Source organism: Azospira sp. MPR-E4, from assembly GCF_058809645.1.
The window spans coordinates 29,102-47,130 of the sequence record NZ_JBXAST010000018.1 but is presented as its reverse complement, the minus strand read 5'-3'; the positions used below and the strand labels follow the sequence as shown (position 1 = coordinate 47,130).

The window sequence follows — 18,029 nt, the reverse complement described above, 5'->3', positions numbered from 1 at the left end:
GATGGAACAAGTGCAAAACATGGAACAAGCCCGCTTCAACATGATCGAGCAGCAGATCCGGCCTTGGAACGTGCTGGACCAGGATGTGCTGGACCTGCTGTCCGAGGTCCGGCGCGAGGAGTTCGTCCCCGCCGCCCATCAGGCCCTGGCCTTTGCCGACCTGGAGATTCCCCTGGGCGAAGGCGCCGTGATGCTGGCCCCCAAGATGGAAGCCAAGCTGCTGCAGGAACTGGCCGTGCAACCCAAGGACAAGGTCCTGGAAATCGGTACCGGCTCCGGCTACATGGCCGCCCTGCTCGCCGCCAAGGCCGACCAGGTGACCAGCGTCGAGATCAGCCCGGCCATCGCCAAGACCGCCAAGGCCAACCTGGCCAAGGCCGGCATCAGCAACGTCTCCGTCGAAGTGGGTGATGGCGTGCATGGCTGGGCCGCCGGCGCTCCCTACGACGTCATCGTCGTTTCCGGTTCCCTGCCGGTGGTGCCCGAAGAACTGCTGCAACAGCTCAAGGTTGGCGGCCGCATGGCCGTATTTGTCGGTGAGGCCCCGGTGATGGAAGCCCAGATCGTCACCCGCACCGGCGAGACCACCTTCGCCAGCCTCAATCTTTTCGAAACCGTGGTGGCGCCCCTGCAGAACGCGCCGGCCAAGGAGCGTTTCCGTTTCTGATTGCCCCTGATGAACCAGCTTTCCGTTTCCTCCCTCGCCGACTGGCTGGCCGATCCGACCCGCCCCCGCCCCCTGCTGCTGGATGTGCGCCAGCCGGAGGAGCTTGCCATCTGCGCCCTGCCGGACGTGGTGGCCATGCCCATGGCCACGGTGCCGGTGCGGGCAGACGAGTTGCCCCGGGACGAGGAAATCGTGGTGATCTGCCACCATGGCGGACGCAGCATGCAGGTGGCGATGTTCCTCGAGAACCGCGGTTTTAGCGCCATCCACAACCTGTCCGGCGGCATGCACGCCTGGGCCCAGGTGGTGGATCCGTCCATGCCGACCTACTGAAGGCTGTCCATGAAACTGAAAGCTGTTTCCCTGCTGCTGTCCTCCCTGTTCATCGCCGCCGCGGCCCAGGGGGCCGACCTGCTGCAGATCTACAAGGAGGCCCTGGACAACGATGCCCAGTTCACCGCCGCCAAGCACACCCTGGAAGCCGGCCGCGAAAAGCTGCCCCAGGGCCGGGCCAGCCTGCTGCCGACCCTGGGTGTGTCCGTGAACACCATGTGGAACGACGTGGACTACCAGCGGCGGGTCCCTGGCGCGGAAACGGCTAATGGCAAGTACAACAGTCACGGCTACAGCGTCAGCCTCAGCCAGCCCCTGTTCCGCTGGCAGAACTGGATGCAGTACGATCAGGCCAAGCTGCAGGTGGCCCAGGCCGAGGCCCAGTTCCTCCAGGCCCGCCAGGACCTGATCCTGCGCGTCGCCCAGGCCTATTTCGACGTGCTGTACGCCCAGGAGAACCTGCGCTCCCTGCAGGCCCAGAAGTCAGCCATTGCCCAGCAGCTGGAACTGGCGAAGAAGAGCTTCGAGGTGGGCACCGCCACCATCACCGACACCCACGAAGCCCAGTCCCGCTACGACCTGTCCACCGCCCAGGAAATTGCCGCCGAAAGCGATCTGGAAATCAAGCGTCGCAACCTGCAGGCCATCATCGGCCGGGAGGCGGGCGAGCTGGCCACCCTGCGTACCGACACCACCCTGGAGCCGCCCAAGCCTGCCAACATGAACGACTGGGTGGCTTCCGCCGAGAAGGACGCCCTGGCGGTGCAGATACAGGAAGCCCAGGTGGAAATCAGCGACAAGGAAGTGAGCAAGCAACGTGCCGGCCATTTTCCCACCCTGGACCTGGTGGCCACCCGCAGCAACGCGGTACAGACAGGCAGCGTACAGACCAATCCCCTTTTCCCCCCGGTCGGTTACGAGCAGGATTCCACTACTATTGGCGTGCAGTTGAACATTCCCCTGTTCCAGGGCGGCGCCGTGCTCTCCAAACAGCGTGAGGCCGAAGCCGGCCGCGAGGCGGCCCGTGCCACTCTGGATTATTCCCGCCGCCAGGCGGCCCTGGGGGCACGCCAGTACTATCTGGGCGTGGTCAATGGCCTGGCCCAGGTGCGGGCCCTGGAAGCGGCCCTGGTTTCGTCCAAGTCGGCCCTGGATTCGAACAAGCTGGGTTACGAGGTGGGGGTGCGCATCAACATCGACGTGCTGAACGCCGAGCAACAGGTCTATTCGACCCAGCGCGACCTGGCCAAGGCCCGTTTCGATACCCTGGTGAACCAGCTGCGCCTCAAGGGCGTGGTCGGCAGCCTCACCGACGAGGACCTGCAGCGGGTCAACGGCCTGCTGGCGCGATAAGGGAACGGATCAGGTCCATGGTCCTGGCGGTGGCCCCGCCGTGGGCCGCCGCGAAGGCTGACGCCGCATCGGACATGATGCGGCGTTTTTCTTTGTCCCGCAGCAGGGCCTGGGCCGTGCAGGCCAGGGATTGGCCAGCCTCAAGACGCAGGGCGGCACCGGCGGCGACGGCATCCTCCGCCGCCTGGGCGAAGTTGAAGGTGTGGGGGCCGAGCAGCAGGGGGCAGCCGCAGGCCGCCCCTTCGATCAGGTTCTGGCCGCCGAAGGGCAGCAGGCTGCCGCCCATCACGGCCAGGTCGGCACAACTGAAGTAGGCCGCCATTTCCCCCATGCTGTCCCCCAGCCAGACCCGGGTCTCCGGCGTCGGCAGGCCCTGGCTGCGCCGCACCAGACCGAGTCCTCTGGCCCGGACCAGTTCCTCGACCTGGTTGAAGCGCTGGGGGTGGCGCGGCACCAGCAGGAGCAGCAGGTCGGGAATGTCCATGGCTGCGCAGGCTTCCAGGATCAAGGCCTCCTCGCCCTCCCGGGTGCTGGCTGCCAGCCAGACGGTGCGACCGGCCAGCTGGCGGCGCCAGTCCTGTCCCTGTTGCCGCAATGCCGGGGCGATCTGCACGTCGAACTTGAGATTGCCGCAGACGCTGACCTGCTTGGCGCCGAGGCCTTGCAAGCGGGCCGCATCGTCCGGGGTCTGGGCGGCGATGCCGTCGAGACCGGCCAGGGCCGGGGCGAACAGGCTGGGCCAGCGGCCGTAGCCGCGGGCCGAACGGGCCGAGAGGCGGGCATTGACCAGCAGCATGGGGACGCCGTGGTGCCGGGCCTGGTGCAGCAGGTTGGGCCACAGCTCGGTTTCCATGAGCAGGCCCAGGCTGGGGCGGTAGCGCTCCAGGAAGCGGCTGACGGCGCCGGGATAGTCGTAGGGCAGGTAGCGGTAATGGAGGCGCGGGGCGTGGTCCTGGCCCAGGGCGGCGAACACCTGGGCGGCGGTGTCGCGGCCGGTGGGCGTCATGCCGGTGAGCAGAATCGAGTGCTGCGGATACTGGGCCAGCAGTTCGGCCAGCAGGGGCTGGGCGGCCCGGGTCTCGCCGACGGAGACGGCATGGACCCAGATCACCGGCCCCGGGATGGCCGCGCCGCTAAGGCCGAAGCGTTCGCCCCAGTGGCGGCGATACTCCGGCTGCTGCCGGCTGCGTCGCAGCAGGCGCAACAGCACCAGGGGCGTGGCTAGGCGCAGCAGCAGGGTGTACAGGAGGCGGGAAACCATGGCGCGTCAGCCGGCCAGGGCCCGCTCGACGGCATCGAGGATGGTGGCGAGACTGGGTGGTGCCCCCTTCTGGCCGTAGCTTTCGCAGAAGGCGTCGCCGAAGACGGCCGCCTGCACGCTGTCCGAATCGCAGAAAATGCCGACCGTGGGGCGTCCCAGGGCGGCGGCGAAGTGGGTGAAGCCCGTGTCCAGGCCCACCACTACCCGGGCCCCGGCCAGGAAGCGGCCGGCCGTGCCCAGGTCCATCAGGGGCGGGATGAAGGAACCGGGCAGCCGGGCCCCAAGGCGCTCGCTGCGCTGGCGCTCTTCGGGGCTGCCCCAGGGCAGGGCGGCGACGATGCCGTCTCGGGCCAGGCGCTGGCCCAGGGCGACCCAGTGCTCCTCGGCCCACAGCTTGGGCGGGCGGCTGGCGGCGTGCATCAGCACGGCGTAAGGCTGGCCGGGCAGCCAGTCGGCCACCAGGGGCTCGGCCTGGATGCCATAGCGCGGCGGCGTATCCAGGTCATAGCCGAGGGCGCCGGCAGCCACGGCACGGCAGCGGTCCACCACATGGCGCGACCATTTGATGGGCAGGCGCAGGTCGTAGAAGCGGGCGGCGAAAGGCTCCTTGATGCTGCGGGCGTCGCCGCCGACGATGCGTCCGCCGGGAGCGAGCCGGGCCAGCTTGTCCACCGCGGCGCTCTTCAGCAGACCCTGGCTGTCGAGGACGAAATCGTAGGCCTGGGCCTGCAGGGCACGGCGGAATTCCCCCATTTCCTGCCAGGCGTGGCGCTGGCCCAACTGCTTGCGCCAGCGGCGCCAGGCGATGGGAATGACGCGGCGCACACCGGGGTGCAGGGAGGGAATGGGAACGTAGGCTTCTTCGGCCACCCAGTCGATGCGGGCCTCGGGGAAGCGGGCCAGGATGTCGGTGACGGCCGGGCAGTTGTGGACCAGATCCCCCATGGAGGAGGTCTTTACCATAAGAATTTGGGGCATCGGGGCGGCGGTGGTGGTTTTTGACTTGGGGCCGGGGCCGGGGGGATTTAGAATCCCTGCTGGCCTCCATTATAGCTTGCGCATGTATTCTGCCCCTCCTCCTGCCGCGACGGCGCCCCTCAGTGCGGTGCTGATCACCCTGAATGCCGCCCATTCGCTCCCGTCCTGTCTGCAGAGCCTGGCGTTCGCCGACGAAATCGTCGTGGTGGATTCGGGCAGCAGCGACGGCACCGTGGCCCTGGCCGAGCACTACGGCGCCCGGGTTATCCATCAAGAGTGGCTGGGCTTCGGTCGCCAGAAGCAGTTTGCCGTCAGCCAGGCGCGCCACGACTGGGTCTTTTGCATCGATGCCGACGAACAGGTGACGCCGGCCCTGGCGGCAGCCATTGGCGCCGCCCTGCAGGGGCCCCGGCATCACGCCTACCGGGTTGCCCGCTGCAACCGTTTCATGGGGCGCTACCTGCGCCACGGCGAGGGCTATCCGGACTGGAACCTGCGCCTCTTCCACCGCGGCCATGCCCGCTGGTCCGACGACGCGGTGCACGAGCACGTGCTGACCGGGGAAAGCGTGGGCGATCTGGCGGGGGACCTGCTGCACGACTCGGCCGAAACCCTGGATAGCTACCTGGCCAAACAGAACCGCTACACCACCCTGGCGGCCGAGGCCGCCCATCGCGCCGGCAAGCGGGCCGGCAGCGGCCGTCTGCTGCTGTCACCCCTGTTCCGCTTCATCAAGTTCTACCTGGTGCGGCGGGGCTTCCTGGACGGCCTGCCGGGCCTGGTGCATACCCTGATCGGCTGCACGAACAGCTTTGCCAAGTATGCGAAAATGATCGACCTGCAGCGGCGCTTCGGGCGCTGAGCTTTCTTCTGGAATTCCCATGCTAGTCCCGGTGGTGGTGGCACGCACTCCGCTTAGAGCCTCCTTGAGCGCGGTGATTTTGCGGCGGGTGTCCCGTGGTGTTGTCCGATGCCAGTTTCCTATCACTGATGGCCGAATTGGGCTGGGGTGATCGCCGCTCTCCTCGTAGAACTATGGTGTTATATGTATGGCTACTTACGCGATCGGTGACATTCAGGGGTGCTATCAGACGCTCCGGCAGTTGCTGGATTTGTGTCGTTTTGATCCGCTCCGCGATCAGCTGTGGTTGGTCGGTGACTTGGTCAACCGGGGGCCCCGCTCCCTTGAAACCCTGCGTTTCATCAAGGGGCTGGGGGAGCGCGCCATCACGGTGCTCGGTAACCACGATCTATCGTTGCTGATGGCAGCGGAAGGTTATGGAAAGCGCCATCGCAGTGACACCATCGATGACATCCTGCAGGCTCCAGATAGAGATGAATTGCTGTACTGGCTGCGCCAGCAGCGGCTAATGCATGTTATGGGTGAATATGGGATGGTTCATGCCGGCCTGCTGCCGAAATGGACTGCTAGCGAGGCTTTTGCATTGGCACAAGAGGTGGAGCAGGCCCTGCAGGCAGAGAATTACCGGGAGTTCCTGGCTAATATGTGGGGCAGCGAACCGGGTTCCTGGGATTCCAGCCTGACCGGTTGGCCCCGCTTGCGGGTGATCGTCAATGCCATGACCCGCATGCGCTTCTGCTCCCCGGCCGGGGAAATGGACTTCAAGGCCAAGGGCGAACTGAGCCAGGCGCCGGCCGGCTATCTGCCCTGGTTCGAGGTGCCGGGCCGGCGCAGCGCCGCGACGGTCCTGGTGACCGGCCACTGGTCGGCCCTGGGGCTGCGCCTGGAACCCAATCTGCTGGCCCTGGACTCCGGCTGCCTGTGGGGCGGCAAGCTGTCCGCCCTGCGTCTGGAGGACCGGGCCCTGTTCCAGGTGGACTGCGCCGCCGACGAGGCCGTGCCCCTTTTCAAGGAATGAGCATGCATATTCTGGTCACCGGCGGCCTGGGCTATATCGGCTCCCATACCTGCGTCGAGTTGCTGCAGGCCGGCCATGGCGTCACCATCCTCGACAACCTCTCCAACAGCCGTGCCGATGTGGCCGAGCGCATTGCCCGCCTGGGCGGTGCCGCGCCGATCTTCATCGAGGGCGACGTGCGGGACCGCCAGTTGCTGTGCCGGATTTTCCGGGAGCAGGCTGTCGATGCCGTGATCCACTTTGCCGGCCTCAAGGCGGTGGGGGAGTCGGTGGCCCAGCCTCTGCGCTATTACGAGTGGAACGTTTATGGCAGCCTGGTCCTCTTCGAAGCCATGGCCGCCGCCGGGGTGCGTCGTCTTGTCTTCAGTTCCTCGGCCACTGTCTATGGCAATCCCGGGATCGTCAAATTTCACGAAGACTTGCCGGTGGCGCCCATCAATCCCTATGGGCGCAGCAAGTTGATGGTCGAGCAGATGCTCGGTGACCTGCGGCAAAGCGATCCGGCCTGGCAGGTTGCCTGCCTGCGCTATTTCAATCCTGTTGGTGCGCACCAGAGTGGCCTGTTGGGCGAGGCGCCCCTGGGGATTCCCAATAACCTCATGCCCTTTGTCGCCCAGGTGGCAGCCGGAGTCCGGGAACGGTTGGAGGTATTCGGCAACGATTACCCGACACCGGATGGTACCGGAATCCGTGACTATATTCATGTCATGGACTTGGCCAGGGGGCATCTGGCGGCACTGCAGTATCTATTCACCGACGATGCCGGCCTGCTTACGGTGAATCTGGGGGGCGGCAGGGGTTACAGCGTTCTGGAAATGGTGGAGGCATTTGCTCAAGCCTCGGGCAAATCTATCCCCTATCGTGTCGGGCCTCGGCGTCCCGGGGACCTGGCGGAGTACTTTGCCGATCCGTCACGCGCTGAACAAATTCTGGGCTGGAAGGCCCAGTATGACCTGGCCGCCATGTGCCGCGACACCTGGCGCTGGCAGCAGACTGCGGTGACGTTGGGGTTGGCCTAGGCGGCGTGCTGTAGGGGCGCGGCTGCCCCTGTCTCGTTGCTGCCCAGCATGAGGCGCGTGGCGATCTGCTGACGGGCCTGCTGGGCCAGTTCCTTGCGCCCTCCCGCGGCCTCCACGGTGAGGGGCGGGCATGCTTCCACCCGGCCTTCCAGCCAGCCGGCCGCCAGGATGGATTGCAGGCATTGCCACAGGCTGGTCTCCCCCACGTAGGCGGCAGCGGTGCTGCGCCGGCCGTTGCGGTCATGGTAGGAGAGAGCCAGGGGAACGATGGGGCGTCCGGCCTCGATGGCCGGTTGCAGCAGGGCGCCGTGGAAGTGCAGCAGGCTGCCGCCGTCGGTGGTGGTGCCTTCCGGGAAGAGGGCCACCATGTGGCCCTGGCCCAGGATGGTGCCGATTTCCTCGTTGATGATCCGGGCATGGCCGCGGCTGCCACGGCGCAGGAAAATGGTGTCGGTGCGCGCAGAGAGCCAGCCGATGACGGGCCACTGCCGCACTTCGGCCTTGGAGACGAAGGCGGCCGGCTGGGCGGCGTTGATCAGATAGACGTCCAGCCAGGAGACATGATTGGCCACCAGCAGGCTGCCCGGGGGCAGACCCTGTAGCTGGGCCTGCAGGTGCACGCCGAGGATGTTGAGTAGCTTCTCCGACCAGGCCTGCTTCAGGCGCAGGCGCCGTTCCGTGCCGATCAGGGGATACCACAGGGCCACCACCAGGATGCCGTGCACCAGGTGCAGCATCAGGCGGGACAGACGGAACCAGCGGATGGGGCGGGGCAGGGGATGGGCTTCAGCCCCGCTGCGGAGTGGCGATGTATCCAGTTTCAACGTCCCAGAAAGTGTTTGGCGTAGCGGGCGTCCACCTTGGACATGGGCAGCAGCACCGGCAGGTCGGCGGTGTTGAAGTCCGGGTCCCAGGCCGGTTCGCCGCAGATCCAGGCGCCGGCCCGCAGGTAGCCCTTGATCAGGGGCGGGGTCTCGGCCTTCACCTCGTTGCGCAGGGCCTCCAGGGGCAGGGGGCAGCGGGGGAAGACGCGGTACTCCAGGGGGCTCAGGTGGTCCTGCAGCTGATTATACAGAGCCGCCGCGGCGTGGCCGCCGTCGGCCATGCTGATGGAGGCGCAGCCCACCAGATACTCGTGGCCGTTTTCCAGCATGTAGCGGGCCAGGCCGGACCACAGCAGGGTGATGGTGGCGCCGGTGCGGTAATCCGGATGGACGCAGGAGCGGCCCACTTCCACCAGGCGCGGGCGCAGGTGCTGCAGGCGGGTCAGGTCGAATTCGTTTTCGGTGTAGTAGCCGCCGATCTTGCGGGCCTTTTCCGGCGACAGGATGCGGTAGGTGCCGATGATCTCGCCGCTGTCCTCGTTGCGGCAGACCAGGTGGTCGCAATAGGGGTCGTAGATGTCCTGATCCACGCCCGGCACCCGGCTGGGCAGCTTGGCGCCCATCTCCTGGCCGAAGACGCGGTAACGCAGTTTCTGGGCTTCGAGGATTTCCCGTTCGCTCTCGGCCAGGCCGACGGAAAGGTTGCGGGCGTAGATGCGGCGGCTTTGTTCCAGCGACGTCTGTTCGTTCTGCATGGTCTGTCCTCCTTGAGTCATGAGGACAGAATCTAGAGAGCGTCTGTTACGCCGAGGTTGCGCCGTGGTGAAGTTTGGATGAAGCGGGGGCCGTGCCGGCTTGGTGCCGGCACGGGGTCGGACTCAGTGGCTGACGCGGCTGCTGCCGTTGCCGGAGAGAATGCGCACCCGTTCGCCCGGGTGAAATTCCTCGTCGGCTTCCTGGACGATGGCCACCAGGTTGCCGTTGTCCAGCTTGACGGTGATTTCGACGCCGTCCTTCTTGCTGATCTTCTCTTCCAGGGCGCTGCCGGCCATGCCGCCGGCGACGGCGCCGAGGATGGCGCCGACGGTGCTGCCGCGGCCGCCACCCACGTTGCTGCCGGCCATGCCGCCGATGGCGGCACCGGCGACGGTGCCCACCGGGGTGTTGCCGCCTTCGATGGTGACCTTGCGCACGGATTCGACGACACCCTGGCGCACGGTCATTTCCTGACGGGTGCTGCTGCGGCCGTAGGAGCTGCCGGACTGGCTGTTGGCACAGCCGGCCAGGCTGCCGAGCAGCAGCAGGCCGGCCAGGCCGGCGATGGCGAGGGAGGGGATACGGGTCATGCTTTCTCCTTGCCGGCGGGGCTTACCACAGGCGGCTGCCGAAGGCCTGGTGGTATTGCTCGCCGATTTCTTCACGGGTGAAGGTGTGGTTCTGGGGGCCGGAACGGGCGATCTTGATGGCGCCGACGAGGGCGGCGAGGCGGCCGATCTGGTCCCAGTCCATGCCGTTGGCGATACCGTAGAGCAGACCGGCGCGGTAGGCGTCGCCGCAGCCCGTGGGATCGACCACCTCTTCTGCCTTAACGCAGGGAATATCCAGGCGTTGACCGCCGACGTAGATATGGGAGCCTTCGCCGCCCCGGGTCACCACCAGAGCCTTGACCAGCTTGGCCAGCTCTTCCAGGGACTTGCCGGTGCGGTCGGTGAGCAGCTTGGCCTCGTAGTCGTTGAAGGTGGCGTATTCGGCTTGGGCCAGGAAATCCAGCAGTTCGTGCCCGGAGAACATGGGCATGCCCTGGCCCGGATCGAAGATGAAGGGGATGCCGGCTTCGGCGAACTGCTTGGCGTGGCCGATCATGCCGTCGCGGCCGTCCGGGGCGACGATGCCCAGGCCGATGTCCTTGGCTTCGCCCACGCTGTTGAGGTGGGAGAAGGTCATGGCACCGGGGTGGAAGGCGGTGATCTGGTTGTCGTCCAGGTCGGTGGTGATGAAGGCCTGGGCGGTGTAGCTGTTGGCCACGGGGCGCACGTGCTCCCGGGACAGGCCCAGGTCGTCGAGGCGCTTCAGGTAGGGGGCGGCATCTTCGCCGACGGTGGCCATGATGACCGGCTCGCCGCCCAGCAGCTTGAGGCTGTAGGCGATGTTGCCGGCGCAGCCGCCGAATTCGCGGCGCAGTTCGGGCACCAGGAAGGCCACGTTCAGGATATGGATCTGTTCCGGCAGGATGTGGTTCTTGAAGCGGTCCGGAAAGACCATGATGTTGTCGTAGGCAATGGAACCGCAGATGAGTGCGCGCATGGGAATCGTCGGGAAAATGGATTAAGCCCGCGATTATACCCGGGCCGCCGCCCGGCGGCCCGGCCCTAGTCCGGCGCCATGACGATGGCGGTGGCGGCCTGGTAGCGGCGCTCGTGGCTGCGCACGGCCTGGCCGAGGGCGGCGGCGAAGGCGTCGTGGATGTGCTCCCAGTCGTTGCCCACCACGCTCATGCGGGCGTGGTTGCGCAGCACCCGGAGGGTATTGGGTTCGGCCGCCTCCCGGGCCGCGGCGACGAAGGCGGTCGCGTCGCCGGCCGGGGCCAGCAGGCCGTTGCGACCGGGCACGATCAGTTCCGAGGCCGCCGCGTAGTCGTAGGCCACCACCGGCAGGCCGGAGGCCAGGGCCTCCTGGGTGACGTTACCGAAGGTCTCTGTGAGGCTGGGGAAGAGGAACAGGTCGCCGGAGGCGTAGTGGCTGGCCAGGTCGCTGCCGCTGCGCATGCCGGCGAAGACGTGCTGGGGATGGTGGGCCTGCAGCCCCGCCCGCACCGGGCCGTCGCCGACGAAGACCAGGCGCGCCTCCGGCTGGAGGGCCTGGATGGCGGCGAAGGCCTCCAGCACCAGATTGAGGTTTTTCTCCGGCGCCATGCGGCCCACGGACAGCACCACCAGGCTGTTGTCGGTGGCGCTCCAGGAGCGGCGCAGTTCGGCGGAGCGGCGCTCCGGGTGGAACAGGGCGGTATCCACGCCCCGGGCCACCACCTGCAGGTTGTCGTAGCCGTTGTCGCCCAGTTCCCGGGCCAGCTGCCCGGTGGGGACGAAGGTGGCGTCGGTCTTGTTGTGGAAGCGGCGCAGGTAGGCGGCGATGGGGCGCTTCAGCCAGCCCATGCCGTAGTGGTGGCTGTAGGCGTGGAAGTTGGTGTGGAAGTCGGAGGTGACGGGCAGGCGCAGCTTGCGGGCGGCGGCGATGGCCGAACTGCCCAGGGGACCTTCGGTCACCACATGCACCACGTCCGGCCGCTGCAGGGACCACAGGCGGGTGAGGGCGCGCTTGGCCGGCAGGCCCAGCTTGAGGCCGGCATAGCTGGGGATGGGCACGCCGGCGGCCAGCACCTCCTCCAGGGCGTGGCCGCTGGCCGGGCGCTCCTGGGCGTGCTGGCGGGGCCGCACCAGCTGGATGCGGTGGCCGCGGCGGATCAGTCCGTCCACCATGCGGCTCAGGGTCATGGCCACGCCATTGACTTCCGGCGGGTAGGTTTCCGTCACCACGGCGATGCGCAGCTGGGGCTGGCTGGGCGCGTAGTCGTGGACGCAGAGCGGGGGCAGGTCGTCTTCGTGCATGGAGCCCATGCTGGCGACCAATGGTGACTTTTGTGTGACCGTTCGATGAAGTTTCGCTGACGTTGCCGGCAGGTGGCCATGCCTAGTCCAGCAGCACGAGGCTCCACACGGCGGCCACGTTGGCCAGGGAAATGAGCACGGCGGCGCTGCCGATGTCCTTGGCTCGCTTGGCGAGGCGGTGGTTTTCCAGGGAGATGCGGTCCACCGTGGCTTCCACCGCCGAGTTGAGCAGTTCCACCACCAGCACCAGCAGCACGCTGCCGATCATCAGGGCCTTGCCGATGCCGCTGCCGGGAAGCAGCACGGCCACGGGGATGAGCAGCACGGCCAGCCACACCTCCTGGCGGAAGGCATCCTCATGGCGGTAGGCGGCACGCAGGCCGTCGATGGAGTAGTGCAGGGCGTTCCACAGGCGGGTGAGGCCGGTCTTGCCCTTGAACGGGCTTTCATTTTGGGAGTCGTGGCTCATGGGGTCGGGGCGCGGGGATGAAAAAAAGCCCTTCCGCCTGGAAGGGCTGAACATTCCGAACGCCACAGAGCCTACCGTGGCCGTGTTACCGGGGGATTACGGGTAGAAGACGTAGAGGCGGTAGCCCGAGGGCACCAGATCCTTGGCCTCGATCCACAGCTTGACGGGGATTTCGCTGTTGGCCTGGAAGCCGGCGGGGGCGGCGGGGGCGGCGGTGCCGGTGAGATAGTCGGCGGGGTGCAGGACGCGGCGGGAGACCACCGCATCCTGGGTGTCGGTGAGGGCCAGTTCCAGGGCCGGCAGGTCCTGCACGTAGGGCGCCCGGTTCTTCAGGGTGGCCATCAGGATGAGCTGGCCCTTGGCGGCGTCGGCCTGCAGGTCGGAGGCTTCGATGCTCACCAGCTCGGCCTTGCGCGGCAGGGGAATGTCCCAGCCGGCGGCGAGCATGAGGGGCTGCAGGGAGGGCAGGGCGATGGCCAGGTCGCTGCGGAAGCGGTGGGCCATCTGGCCGAGGAGGACGGAGAAGAGGATCAGAATGGCCAGCAGGAAAGGCCAGCGGGGCTTGCGCGCCGGTTCGGCCATGAGGGCGCCGCCACCGGCCAGGGGGCGCTCGGCCCACTTGCTGTAGCCGGGAATGGCAGTGGTTTCCCGGGGCAGGATCGGGTCTGCCGGGTCATGGGCCAGGTCGGCCGGCGCGGCGCCGGCGTCGGCCAGCACCGGCGCGTCGTTCGGCTCCTCGATGGCGGAGGCGTCCAGGATCGGCTCCTGGCGGTCGTCTTCGAGTGTGTCAGGCTGGGAGTCAGGAGTGTCACCGTTCTCCGGCATGGCCGCCTGGAGATCGGCTTCCACTGCGCCCGCTGGCGCAGTACTCGTTGCGGTGGCTGCGGTGGCGAGTTCCACCTCGCCCGTCTCCGCCGGTCCGGCCGGCGGCGCGGCGGGGCGCAGGGAGGCGGCTTCCTCGCCGCCTTCGTCCAGCAGGTGCTCCAGGGCATTGAAGACGTGCTGGCACTGGCCGCAGCGGACCTTGCCGCCCCGGGCCTTGAGCTGTTCCGGCGTGACCCGGAAGGTCGTCTGGCACTCAGGTTGGGGGCAGCGGGTGAGGATCATATGCGGCGGCCTTCCAGGCAGACCCAGCCTTCCCGGCGGTCGGCCACGGCCATGGCGAACCAGGGGCTGTAGATGGCCATCAGTTCCTCTTCCTGTTCCACCAGGATGCCGGACAGGGCCAGCCAGCCGCCGGGGCGGACGTGGGCAGCCAGGGCCGGGGCCAGGGCCTTGAGCGGGTTGGCCAGGATGTTGGCGATGAGGATGTCGAACTGGCCGTCGATGGGCTCGCGGGAATCGGCGAAGTGGGCGCTGACACCGTTACGCTCGGCATTGGCCTTGGCCGCATCCACCGCCTGGGGATCGATGTCCACCCCGGTCACCGGGTTGGCGCCGAGACGGGCGGCGGCGATGGCCAGGATGCCGGAGCCACAGCCGTAGTCGAGCAGGCTGCAATCGGCGGTGACGTAGCGCTCCAGCCATTCCAGGCAGAGCCGGGTGGTGGGGTGGGAGCCGGTGCCGAAGGCCATGCCCGGATCCAGGATCAGGTTGATGGCGTCCGGGGCCGGGGTCTCGTGCCAGGAGGGCACGATCCACAGCTTGTCGGAGACGCGGATGGGGTCGAACTGGGACTGGGTCAGCTGCACCCAGTTCTGCTCTTCCACCGTTTCCAGGGTGAAGGAGGGCGTCGGCAGGCCCAGCCCGGCGCAGCAGGCGGCAAGCACCGCCCCCGCGTCCGCATCGGCCTCGAACAGGGCGGCGATGCGGGAATGGTCCCAGGCCGCCGCGATGTCCATGCCCGGTTCGCCGAACTGGGGCGTCTCTTCCGGCGTGCCCGCATCCGCATCCTCGATGCCGGCGGAGAGTGCCCCCGCCTCCATCAGGGCGTCGGTGAGGGCTTCGGCGCTGGCAGCGTCGGTGTCGCAGCGGAGCTGGAGCCAAGCCATCGGCGCTTAGCCTTCCACCGACTTCACTTCGTTCTTGGCGGCCAGCTTGTGCTCCAGGTAGTGGATGCTGGTGCCGCCTTCGACGAAGCGGGCGTCCTGCATCAGTTCCTGATGCAGCGGGATGTTGGTCTTGATGCCCTGCACCACGGTCTCGGAAAGGGCGATGCGCATGCGGCGGATGGCCTGTTCCCGGGTGTCGCCGAAGGTGATGATCTTGCCGATCATGGAATCGTAGTGGGGCGGCACCTTGTAGCCGGAATAGGCATGGGAATCCACGCGCACGCCGGGGCCGCCGGGCGGATGCCACCAGCTGATGGTGCCGGGAGAGGGCACGAAGGTGAAGGGATCTTCGGCGTTCACGCGGCATTCGATGGCGTGGCCGCGGAACTGGATATCCCGCTGCTTGAAGCGCAACTTCTCGCCGGCGGCGATGCGGATCTGTTCCTGGACGATGTCGATGCCGGTGATCAGTTCGGTCACCGGATGCTCCACCTGAACCCGGGTGTTCATCTCGATGAAGTAGAACTCGCCGTTCTCGTAGAGGAACTCGAAGGTGCCGGCGCCGCGATAGCCGATGCGGCGGCAGGCTTCGGCGCAGCGTTCGCCGACCCGGGCGATGAGGCGGGCGGGGATGCCGGGAGCCGGCGCTTCCTCGATCACCTTCTGGTGGCGGCGCTGCATGGAGCAGTCCCGCTCGCCCAGGTAGACGGCGTTCTTGAACTCGTCGGCCAGCACCTGGATTTCCACGTGGCGCGGGTTCTCCAGGAACTTCTCCATGTACACCATGGGGTTGCCGAAAGCGGTCTGGGCTTCCTGGCGGGTCATGGCCACGGCGTTGATGAGGGCGGCTTCGGTATGCACCACGCGCATGCCGCGACCGCCGCCGCCGCCGGCAGCCTTGATGATCACCGGGTAGCCGACGGCGCGGCCGATCTTGATGATTTCCTTGGGGTCTTCCGGCAGGGCGCCATCGGAACCGGGCACGCAGGGCACGCCTGCAGCCTTCATGGCGTCCTTGGCGGAAACCTTGTCGCCCATGAGGCGGATGGTCTCGGCCCGGGGACCGATGAAGACGAAGCCGGAGGATTCGACCCGCTCGGCGAAGTCCGCATTTTCGGAGAGGAAGCCGTAGCCCGGGTGAATGGCCTGGGCGTCGGTGACCTCGGCGGCGGAGATGATGGCCGGGATGTTGAGGTAGCTGAGGGCGGAGGAGGCCGGGCCGATGCAGACGGATTCGTCCGCCAGCTTCACATACTTGGCTTCCCGGTCGGCCTCGGAGTGCACCACCACGGTCTTGATGCCCAGCTCACGGCAGGCCCGCTGGACCCGCAGGGCGATCTCGCCCCGGTTGGCGATGAGGATTTTCTCGAACATGGAGAAAACTCCTTAGCCGATGACGAACAGGGGTTCGCCGAATTCAACCGGTTCGCCGTTGTCCAGCAGGATGGCCTTGATGGTGCCGGAAGCGTCGGCTTCGATCTCGTTGAGCAGCTTCATGGCTTCGATGATGCACAGGGTGTCGCCCTGCTTGACGGTCTGGCCCACCTGCACGAAGGGCTCGGCGCCGGGGGAGGAGGCGCGGTAGAAGGTGCCGACCATGGGCGACTTGACCACGTGGCCTTCCGGCAGGTCGTCGGTGTCGTCCAGGTTCACGCTGCTGGGGGCCGGTGCGGCAGCCGGGGCGGCGGCGGGCACGGCGTAGGTCATGGGCTGGCCCATGGGGGCGGCGACATGCTTGGCAATGCGGACTTTCTCTTCGCCTTCGGTGACCTCCAGCTCGGAGATGCCGGATTCCTGTACCAGGTCGATGAGTTTTTTGAGTTTACGCAGATCCATTGAATTCTCCCTCGAAAATCCGCCCTATTGAGTTGGCGGTGGAAGTAGCTAGATGTGAAAAACCGGAAACCGGGTCTGGCGAGGCAGCTCAGTCGGCGTTGAGTCGGCTCAGCAGGAACTCCAGGGCCAGGGAATATCCCTCGGACCCCAGGCCGCTGATGACCCCGATCGCCAGATCGGAAAAATAGGAGTGGTGCCGGAACGGCTCCCGGGCGAAGACATTGGAGAGATGCACTTCGACGAAGGGGATGCCGACCGCGGCCAGGGCGTCCCGCAGCGCAACGCTGGTATGGGTGTAGGCCGCCGGGTTGATGAGGATGAAGCGTACTCCCTGCTCCCGGGCCGCATGGATCCGTTCGATCAGGGCGCCTTCATGGTTGCTTTGGAAAGCTTCCAGTTCGACGCCGGCAGATTCGGCGCGCACGGCCAGAGCCCGGTTGATGTCGGCCAGGGTGGTGCTCCCGTAAATCTGGGGCTCCCGGGTGCCGAGCAGGTTCAGGTTGGGGCCGTGCAGGACCAGCAGGCGCGGCGGAATGGTTTGTTCTGCCTGGGTCTTGCCCTTGGCGGAAGATGAAGTTTGCTTCTTCATGGCAGCAAGTTTGCCGCAATTCGCGACAGTTTGTCCAGTTTGCCTCTTTCGAAAGTCATAGCAGGGGTTGCAGGATGGCTGCCAGTTCGGCGCCGTTGAGTCCGCCCAGGCGTACGTGGCGGGCCTGGCCCTGGCGGTCCAGCACCAGGGTGAAGGGCAGGCCGCCCCGGCTGTTGCCCAGATTTTTCAGGTTGCCCACGGCTTCCGGGGTGGCGATCAGCAGGGGGTAGGCGGTTGGCTGCTTGGCGGCGAATTCCTGCACGCTGTCGGCAGAATCCAGGGCAATGCCGATAAATTGCACCCCCTTGCTCCCCAGCTCCTGCTGCAGGCGGGAAAACTCGGGCATTTCCTCCCGGCAGGGCGGGTACCAGGTGGCCCAGTAATTGATGACCCGCACCTGCCCGGACCACTGGGCCAGGGCCTGGGGTTTGCCGTCAGCCGTCGGCAGCTGCAGTTGCAGGAGCTGCCGTACGGCCTCCGCCGGCGGTTCGGGGGTAAAGGCCGGGTGCTCGCCCCGGCCGAAATAGAGGCCGGCGGCGAAGGCTGTGGCGGCCAGGCCGATGGCCAGGGCCAGGCGCATTAACAAGGGGCGTGTCGGTTTCATGGATTTGCCGGTAGCAGGGCGCGCACGGCTTCCAGGCGGGCCCGCTCCCGCAGGCGGCCGTCCCGGCTGCGGTAGGCGGTGCGCTCGTCCTGGGGCGGGTAGATCACCAGATTGATGGTGTCCCCTTCCATATCCAGTTGCAGCACCGCATCCACCCGGTCGTGGCGGGGCGTGGTGTGTTCAAAGGGGATTTGCCGGTTGAGGAGGAATATCTCCACCTCCTTGGCGCTGTCCGGGTAGAGCAAAATGTCCACCTCGGCGTAGCGGCCGGCGCTGCCGTCCAGGATGGAGCCGGTGAGATAGGGGTGGAATGGCGTCATGATCTCCATCATTTCCGCCGCTTTTCCCCGCAGTTCGTCGATCCGTTCCTTCTGTTCCCGCTCCTGGTAGAGGGCCTGGTAGGCCCGCAGCTCGCTTTCTACCTCGGCATTGGTGGGCAGGGCGTCCGTATCCGGGCTGCCCAGCTGCCGGGCTGCCTTGCGCTTGGCCAATGGGTAGTCGGCGATGCCGTCCTCCGCCATGAGGCGGGCGGCGGTGCTGGCGATGAGCTGGCGCAGGTGGGCGTTGCGGGAGGCCTGGGCATCGGCACGGCGAGAGGATGGCTTCATGGCAGACCCCGG

General features: G+C 67.0%; 21 protein-coding genes. 6 read left to right on the top strand and 15 right to left on the bottom strand.

Annotated features, from left to right (window positions below):
* Nucleotide 1 precedes the first annotated feature (1 nt).
* Genes AC1RTA_RS07840 through AC1RTA_RS07830 form a run of 3 tightly spaced genes read left to right on the top strand, consistent with a single transcriptional unit; the run spans nucleotide 2 to nucleotide 2,353 of the window.
* Nucleotides 2-667, top strand: a complete 666-nt coding sequence (locus AC1RTA_RS07840; protein WP_014235522.1) for a protein-L-isoaspartate O-methyltransferase family protein — start codon at nucleotides 2-4, stop codon at nucleotides 665-667.
* Nucleotides 668-676: 9 nt separating this feature from the next.
* Nucleotides 677-1,000: a rhodanese-like domain-containing protein gene (locus AC1RTA_RS07835; RefSeq protein WP_492784419.1), complete on the top strand. Its 324-nt coding sequence runs from the start codon at nucleotides 677-679 to the stop codon at nucleotides 998-1,000.
* A 9-nt stretch (nucleotides 1,001-1,009) separates the two neighbouring features.
* The gene (locus tag AC1RTA_RS07830) at nucleotides 1,010-2,353 is read left to right on the top strand and encodes a TolC family outer membrane protein (protein ID WP_492784418.1); all 1,344 of its coding nucleotides are present in this window, start codon (nucleotides 1,010-1,012) and stop codon (nucleotides 2,351-2,353) included.
* Here the strand turns inward: AC1RTA_RS07830 and waaA are convergent.
* On the bottom strand, nucleotides 2,331-3,614 hold the full coding sequence (waaA, locus tag AC1RTA_RS07825) for a lipid IV(A) 3-deoxy-D-manno-octulosonic acid transferase (protein WP_492784417.1): 1,284 nt from the start codon (nucleotides 3,612-3,614) through the stop codon (nucleotides 2,331-2,333). The genes AC1RTA_RS07830 and waaA overlap by 23 nt on opposite strands.
* 6 nt (nucleotides 3,615-3,620) lie before the next feature.
* Nucleotides 3,621-4,577, bottom strand: a complete 957-nt coding sequence (gene waaC, locus AC1RTA_RS07820; protein ID WP_275888314.1) for a lipopolysaccharide heptosyltransferase I — start codon at nucleotides 4,575-4,577, stop codon at nucleotides 3,621-3,623.
* A 97-nt stretch (nucleotides 4,578-4,674) separates the two neighbouring features.
* On the opposite strand from waaC, the gene AC1RTA_RS07815 reads away from it, so the two are divergent.
* The 3 genes from AC1RTA_RS07815 (at nucleotide 4,675) to galE (ending at nucleotide 7,491) form a co-directional block, all read left to right on the top strand.
* Nucleotides 4,675-5,454, top strand: a complete 780-nt coding sequence (locus tag AC1RTA_RS07815; RefSeq protein ID WP_492784416.1) for a glycosyltransferase family 2 protein — start codon at nucleotides 4,675-4,677, stop codon at nucleotides 5,452-5,454.
* A 187-nt stretch (nucleotides 5,455-5,641) separates the two neighbouring features.
* Complete coding sequence (locus AC1RTA_RS07810; protein WP_492784415.1) at nucleotides 5,642-6,472, top strand: symmetrical bis(5'-nucleosyl)-tetraphosphatase; 831 nt, start codon at nucleotides 5,642-5,644, stop codon at nucleotides 6,470-6,472.
* A 2-nt stretch (nucleotides 6,473-6,474) separates the two neighbouring features.
* Complete coding sequence (galE, locus tag AC1RTA_RS07805) at nucleotides 6,475-7,491, top strand: UDP-glucose 4-epimerase GalE (protein ID WP_492784414.1); 1,017 nt, start codon at nucleotides 6,475-6,477, stop codon at nucleotides 7,489-7,491.
* Here the strand turns inward: galE and AC1RTA_RS07800 are convergent.
* From AC1RTA_RS07800 to AC1RTA_RS07740, 13 genes are all read right to left on the bottom strand, one after another.
* Nucleotides 7,488-8,315 carry a lysophospholipid acyltransferase family protein gene (locus AC1RTA_RS07800; protein WP_492784413.1) on the bottom strand — a complete coding sequence of 276 codons (828 nt, stop codon included), beginning with the start codon at nucleotides 8,313-8,315 and terminating at the stop codon, nucleotides 7,488-7,490. The genes galE and AC1RTA_RS07800 overlap by 4 nt on opposite strands.
* Entirely contained in the window at nucleotides 8,312-9,070 is a 759-nt protein-coding gene (locus tag AC1RTA_RS07795; RefSeq protein ID WP_014235511.1) for a GNAT family N-acetyltransferase, read from the bottom strand. Before AC1RTA_RS07795 ends, AC1RTA_RS07800 begins: the two co-directional genes overlap by 4 nt.
* Before the next feature lie 123 nt (nucleotides 9,071-9,193).
* On the bottom strand, nucleotides 9,194-9,661 hold the full coding sequence (locus tag AC1RTA_RS07790; RefSeq protein WP_416243711.1) for an outer membrane lipoprotein: 468 nt from the start codon (nucleotides 9,659-9,661) through the stop codon (nucleotides 9,194-9,196).
* A gap of 22 nt (nucleotides 9,662-9,683) precedes the next feature.
* Entirely contained in the window at nucleotides 9,684-10,619 is a 936-nt protein-coding gene (locus tag AC1RTA_RS07785; RefSeq protein WP_014235509.1) for a carbohydrate kinase family protein, read from the bottom strand.
* A 65-nt stretch (nucleotides 10,620-10,684) separates the two neighbouring features.
* The gene (locus AC1RTA_RS07780) at nucleotides 10,685-11,920 is read right to left on the bottom strand and encodes a glycosyltransferase family 4 protein (RefSeq protein ID WP_492784412.1); all 1,236 of its coding nucleotides are present in this window, start codon (nucleotides 11,918-11,920) and stop codon (nucleotides 10,685-10,687) included.
* Nucleotides 11,921-12,002: 82 nt separating this feature from the next.
* Entirely contained in the window at nucleotides 12,003-12,389 is a 387-nt protein-coding gene (locus AC1RTA_RS07775) for a diacylglycerol kinase (protein ID WP_014235507.1), read from the bottom strand.
* 96 nt (nucleotides 12,390-12,485) lie between these two features.
* A complete protein-coding gene (locus AC1RTA_RS07770) occupies nucleotides 12,486-13,496 on the bottom strand; it encodes a DUF3426 domain-containing protein (protein WP_492784411.1) in 1,011 nt (336 codons plus the stop codon).
* A complete protein-coding gene (gene prmA, locus AC1RTA_RS07765; protein WP_492784410.1) occupies nucleotides 13,493-14,380 on the bottom strand; it encodes a 50S ribosomal protein L11 methyltransferase in 888 nt (295 codons plus the stop codon). The genes AC1RTA_RS07770 and prmA overlap by 4 nt, the downstream gene beginning before the upstream one ends.
* Before the next feature lie 6 nt (nucleotides 14,381-14,386).
* Nucleotides 14,387-15,754, bottom strand: a complete 1,368-nt coding sequence (gene accC / locus AC1RTA_RS07760) for an acetyl-CoA carboxylase biotin carboxylase subunit (RefSeq protein ID WP_014235504.1) — start codon at nucleotides 15,752-15,754, stop codon at nucleotides 14,387-14,389.
* A 12-nt stretch (nucleotides 15,755-15,766) separates the two neighbouring features.
* Nucleotides 15,767-16,216: an acetyl-CoA carboxylase biotin carboxyl carrier protein gene (gene accB, locus AC1RTA_RS07755; protein WP_014235503.1), complete on the bottom strand. Its 450-nt coding sequence runs from the start codon at nucleotides 16,214-16,216 to the stop codon at nucleotides 15,767-15,769.
* Between the two features lie 88 nt (nucleotides 16,217-16,304).
* Nucleotides 16,305-16,805 (bottom strand): type II 3-dehydroquinate dehydratase, encoded by a 501-nt coding sequence (gene aroQ / locus AC1RTA_RS07750; protein ID WP_014235502.1) that lies wholly within the window; start codon nucleotides 16,803-16,805, stop codon nucleotides 16,305-16,307.
* A gap of 55 nt (nucleotides 16,806-16,860) precedes the next feature.
* Entirely contained in the window at nucleotides 16,861-17,409 is a 549-nt protein-coding gene (locus tag AC1RTA_RS07745) for a TlpA family protein disulfide reductase (protein ID WP_492784409.1), read from the bottom strand.
* Nucleotides 17,406-18,017 carry a hypothetical protein gene (locus tag AC1RTA_RS07740; RefSeq protein ID WP_492784408.1) on the bottom strand — a complete coding sequence of 204 codons (612 nt, stop codon included), beginning with the start codon at nucleotides 18,015-18,017 and terminating at the stop codon, nucleotides 17,406-17,408. The genes AC1RTA_RS07745 and AC1RTA_RS07740 overlap by 4 nt, the downstream gene beginning before the upstream one ends.
* Between the last annotated feature and the right edge of the window lie 12 nt (nucleotides 18,018-18,029).

What these genes read in the sequence shown, in the direction of transcription:
- AC1RTA_RS07840 (WP_014235522.1), top strand. Translation starts at nt 2, where the DNA reads ATGGAACAAGTGCAAAACATGGAACAAGCCCGCTTCAACATGATCGAG.
- AC1RTA_RS07785 (WP_014235509.1), bottom strand. Translation starts at nt 10,619, where the DNA reads ATGCGCGCACTCATCTGCGGTTCCATTGCCTACGACAACATCATGGTC.
- AC1RTA_RS07780 (WP_492784412.1), bottom strand. Translation starts at nt 11,920, where the DNA reads ATGCACGAAGACGACCTGCCCCCGCTCTGCGTCCACGACTACGCGCCC.
- AC1RTA_RS07770 (WP_492784411.1), bottom strand. Translation starts at nt 13,496, where the DNA reads ATGATCCTCACCCGCTGCCCCCAACCTGAGTGCCAGACGACCTTCCGG.
- aroQ (WP_014235502.1), bottom strand. Translation starts at nt 16,805, where the DNA reads ATGAAGAAGCAAACTTCATCTTCCGCCAAGGGCAAGACCCAGGCAGAA.
- AC1RTA_RS07790 (WP_416243711.1), bottom strand. Translation starts at nt 9,661, where the DNA reads ATGACCCGTATCCCCTCCCTCGCCATCGCCGGCCTGGCCGGCCTGCTG.
- AC1RTA_RS07775 (WP_014235507.1), bottom strand. Translation starts at nt 12,389, where the DNA reads ATGAGCCACGACTCCCAAAATGAAAGCCCGTTCAAGGGCAAGACCGGC.
- AC1RTA_RS07795 (WP_014235511.1), bottom strand. Translation starts at nt 9,070, where the DNA reads ATGCAGAACGAACAGACGTCGCTGGAACAAAGCCGCCGCATCTACGCC.
- AC1RTA_RS07815 (WP_492784416.1), top strand. Translation starts at nt 4,675, where the DNA reads ATGTATTCTGCCCCTCCTCCTGCCGCGACGGCGCCCCTCAGTGCGGTG.
- AC1RTA_RS07745 (WP_492784409.1), bottom strand. Translation starts at nt 17,409, where the DNA reads ATGAAACCGACACGCCCCTTGTTAATGCGCCTGGCCCTGGCCATCGGC.
- accB (WP_014235503.1), bottom strand. Translation starts at nt 16,216, where the DNA reads ATGGATCTGCGTAAACTCAAAAAACTCATCGACCTGGTACAGGAATCC.
- prmA (WP_492784410.1), bottom strand. Translation starts at nt 14,380, where the DNA reads ATGGCTTGGCTCCAGCTCCGCTGCGACACCGACGCTGCCAGCGCCGAA.
- waaC (WP_275888314.1), bottom strand. Translation starts at nt 4,577, where the DNA reads ATGGTAAAGACCTCCTCCATGGGGGATCTGGTCCACAACTGCCCGGCC.
- waaA (WP_492784417.1), bottom strand. Translation starts at nt 3,614, where the DNA reads ATGGTTTCCCGCCTCCTGTACACCCTGCTGCTGCGCCTAGCCACGCCC.
- AC1RTA_RS07835 (WP_492784419.1), top strand. Translation starts at nt 677, where the DNA reads ATGAACCAGCTTTCCGTTTCCTCCCTCGCCGACTGGCTGGCCGATCCG.
- AC1RTA_RS07740 (WP_492784408.1), bottom strand. Translation starts at nt 18,017, where the DNA reads ATGAAGCCATCCTCTCGCCGTGCCGATGCCCAGGCCTCCCGCAACGCC.
- AC1RTA_RS07810 (WP_492784415.1), top strand. Translation starts at nt 5,642, where the DNA reads ATGGCTACTTACGCGATCGGTGACATTCAGGGGTGCTATCAGACGCTC.
- accC (WP_014235504.1), bottom strand. Translation starts at nt 15,754, where the DNA reads ATGTTCGAGAAAATCCTCATCGCCAACCGGGGCGAGATCGCCCTGCGG.
- AC1RTA_RS07830 (WP_492784418.1), top strand. Translation starts at nt 1,010, where the DNA reads ATGAAACTGAAAGCTGTTTCCCTGCTGCTGTCCTCCCTGTTCATCGCC.
- galE (WP_492784414.1), top strand. Translation starts at nt 6,475, where the DNA reads ATGCATATTCTGGTCACCGGCGGCCTGGGCTATATCGGCTCCCATACC.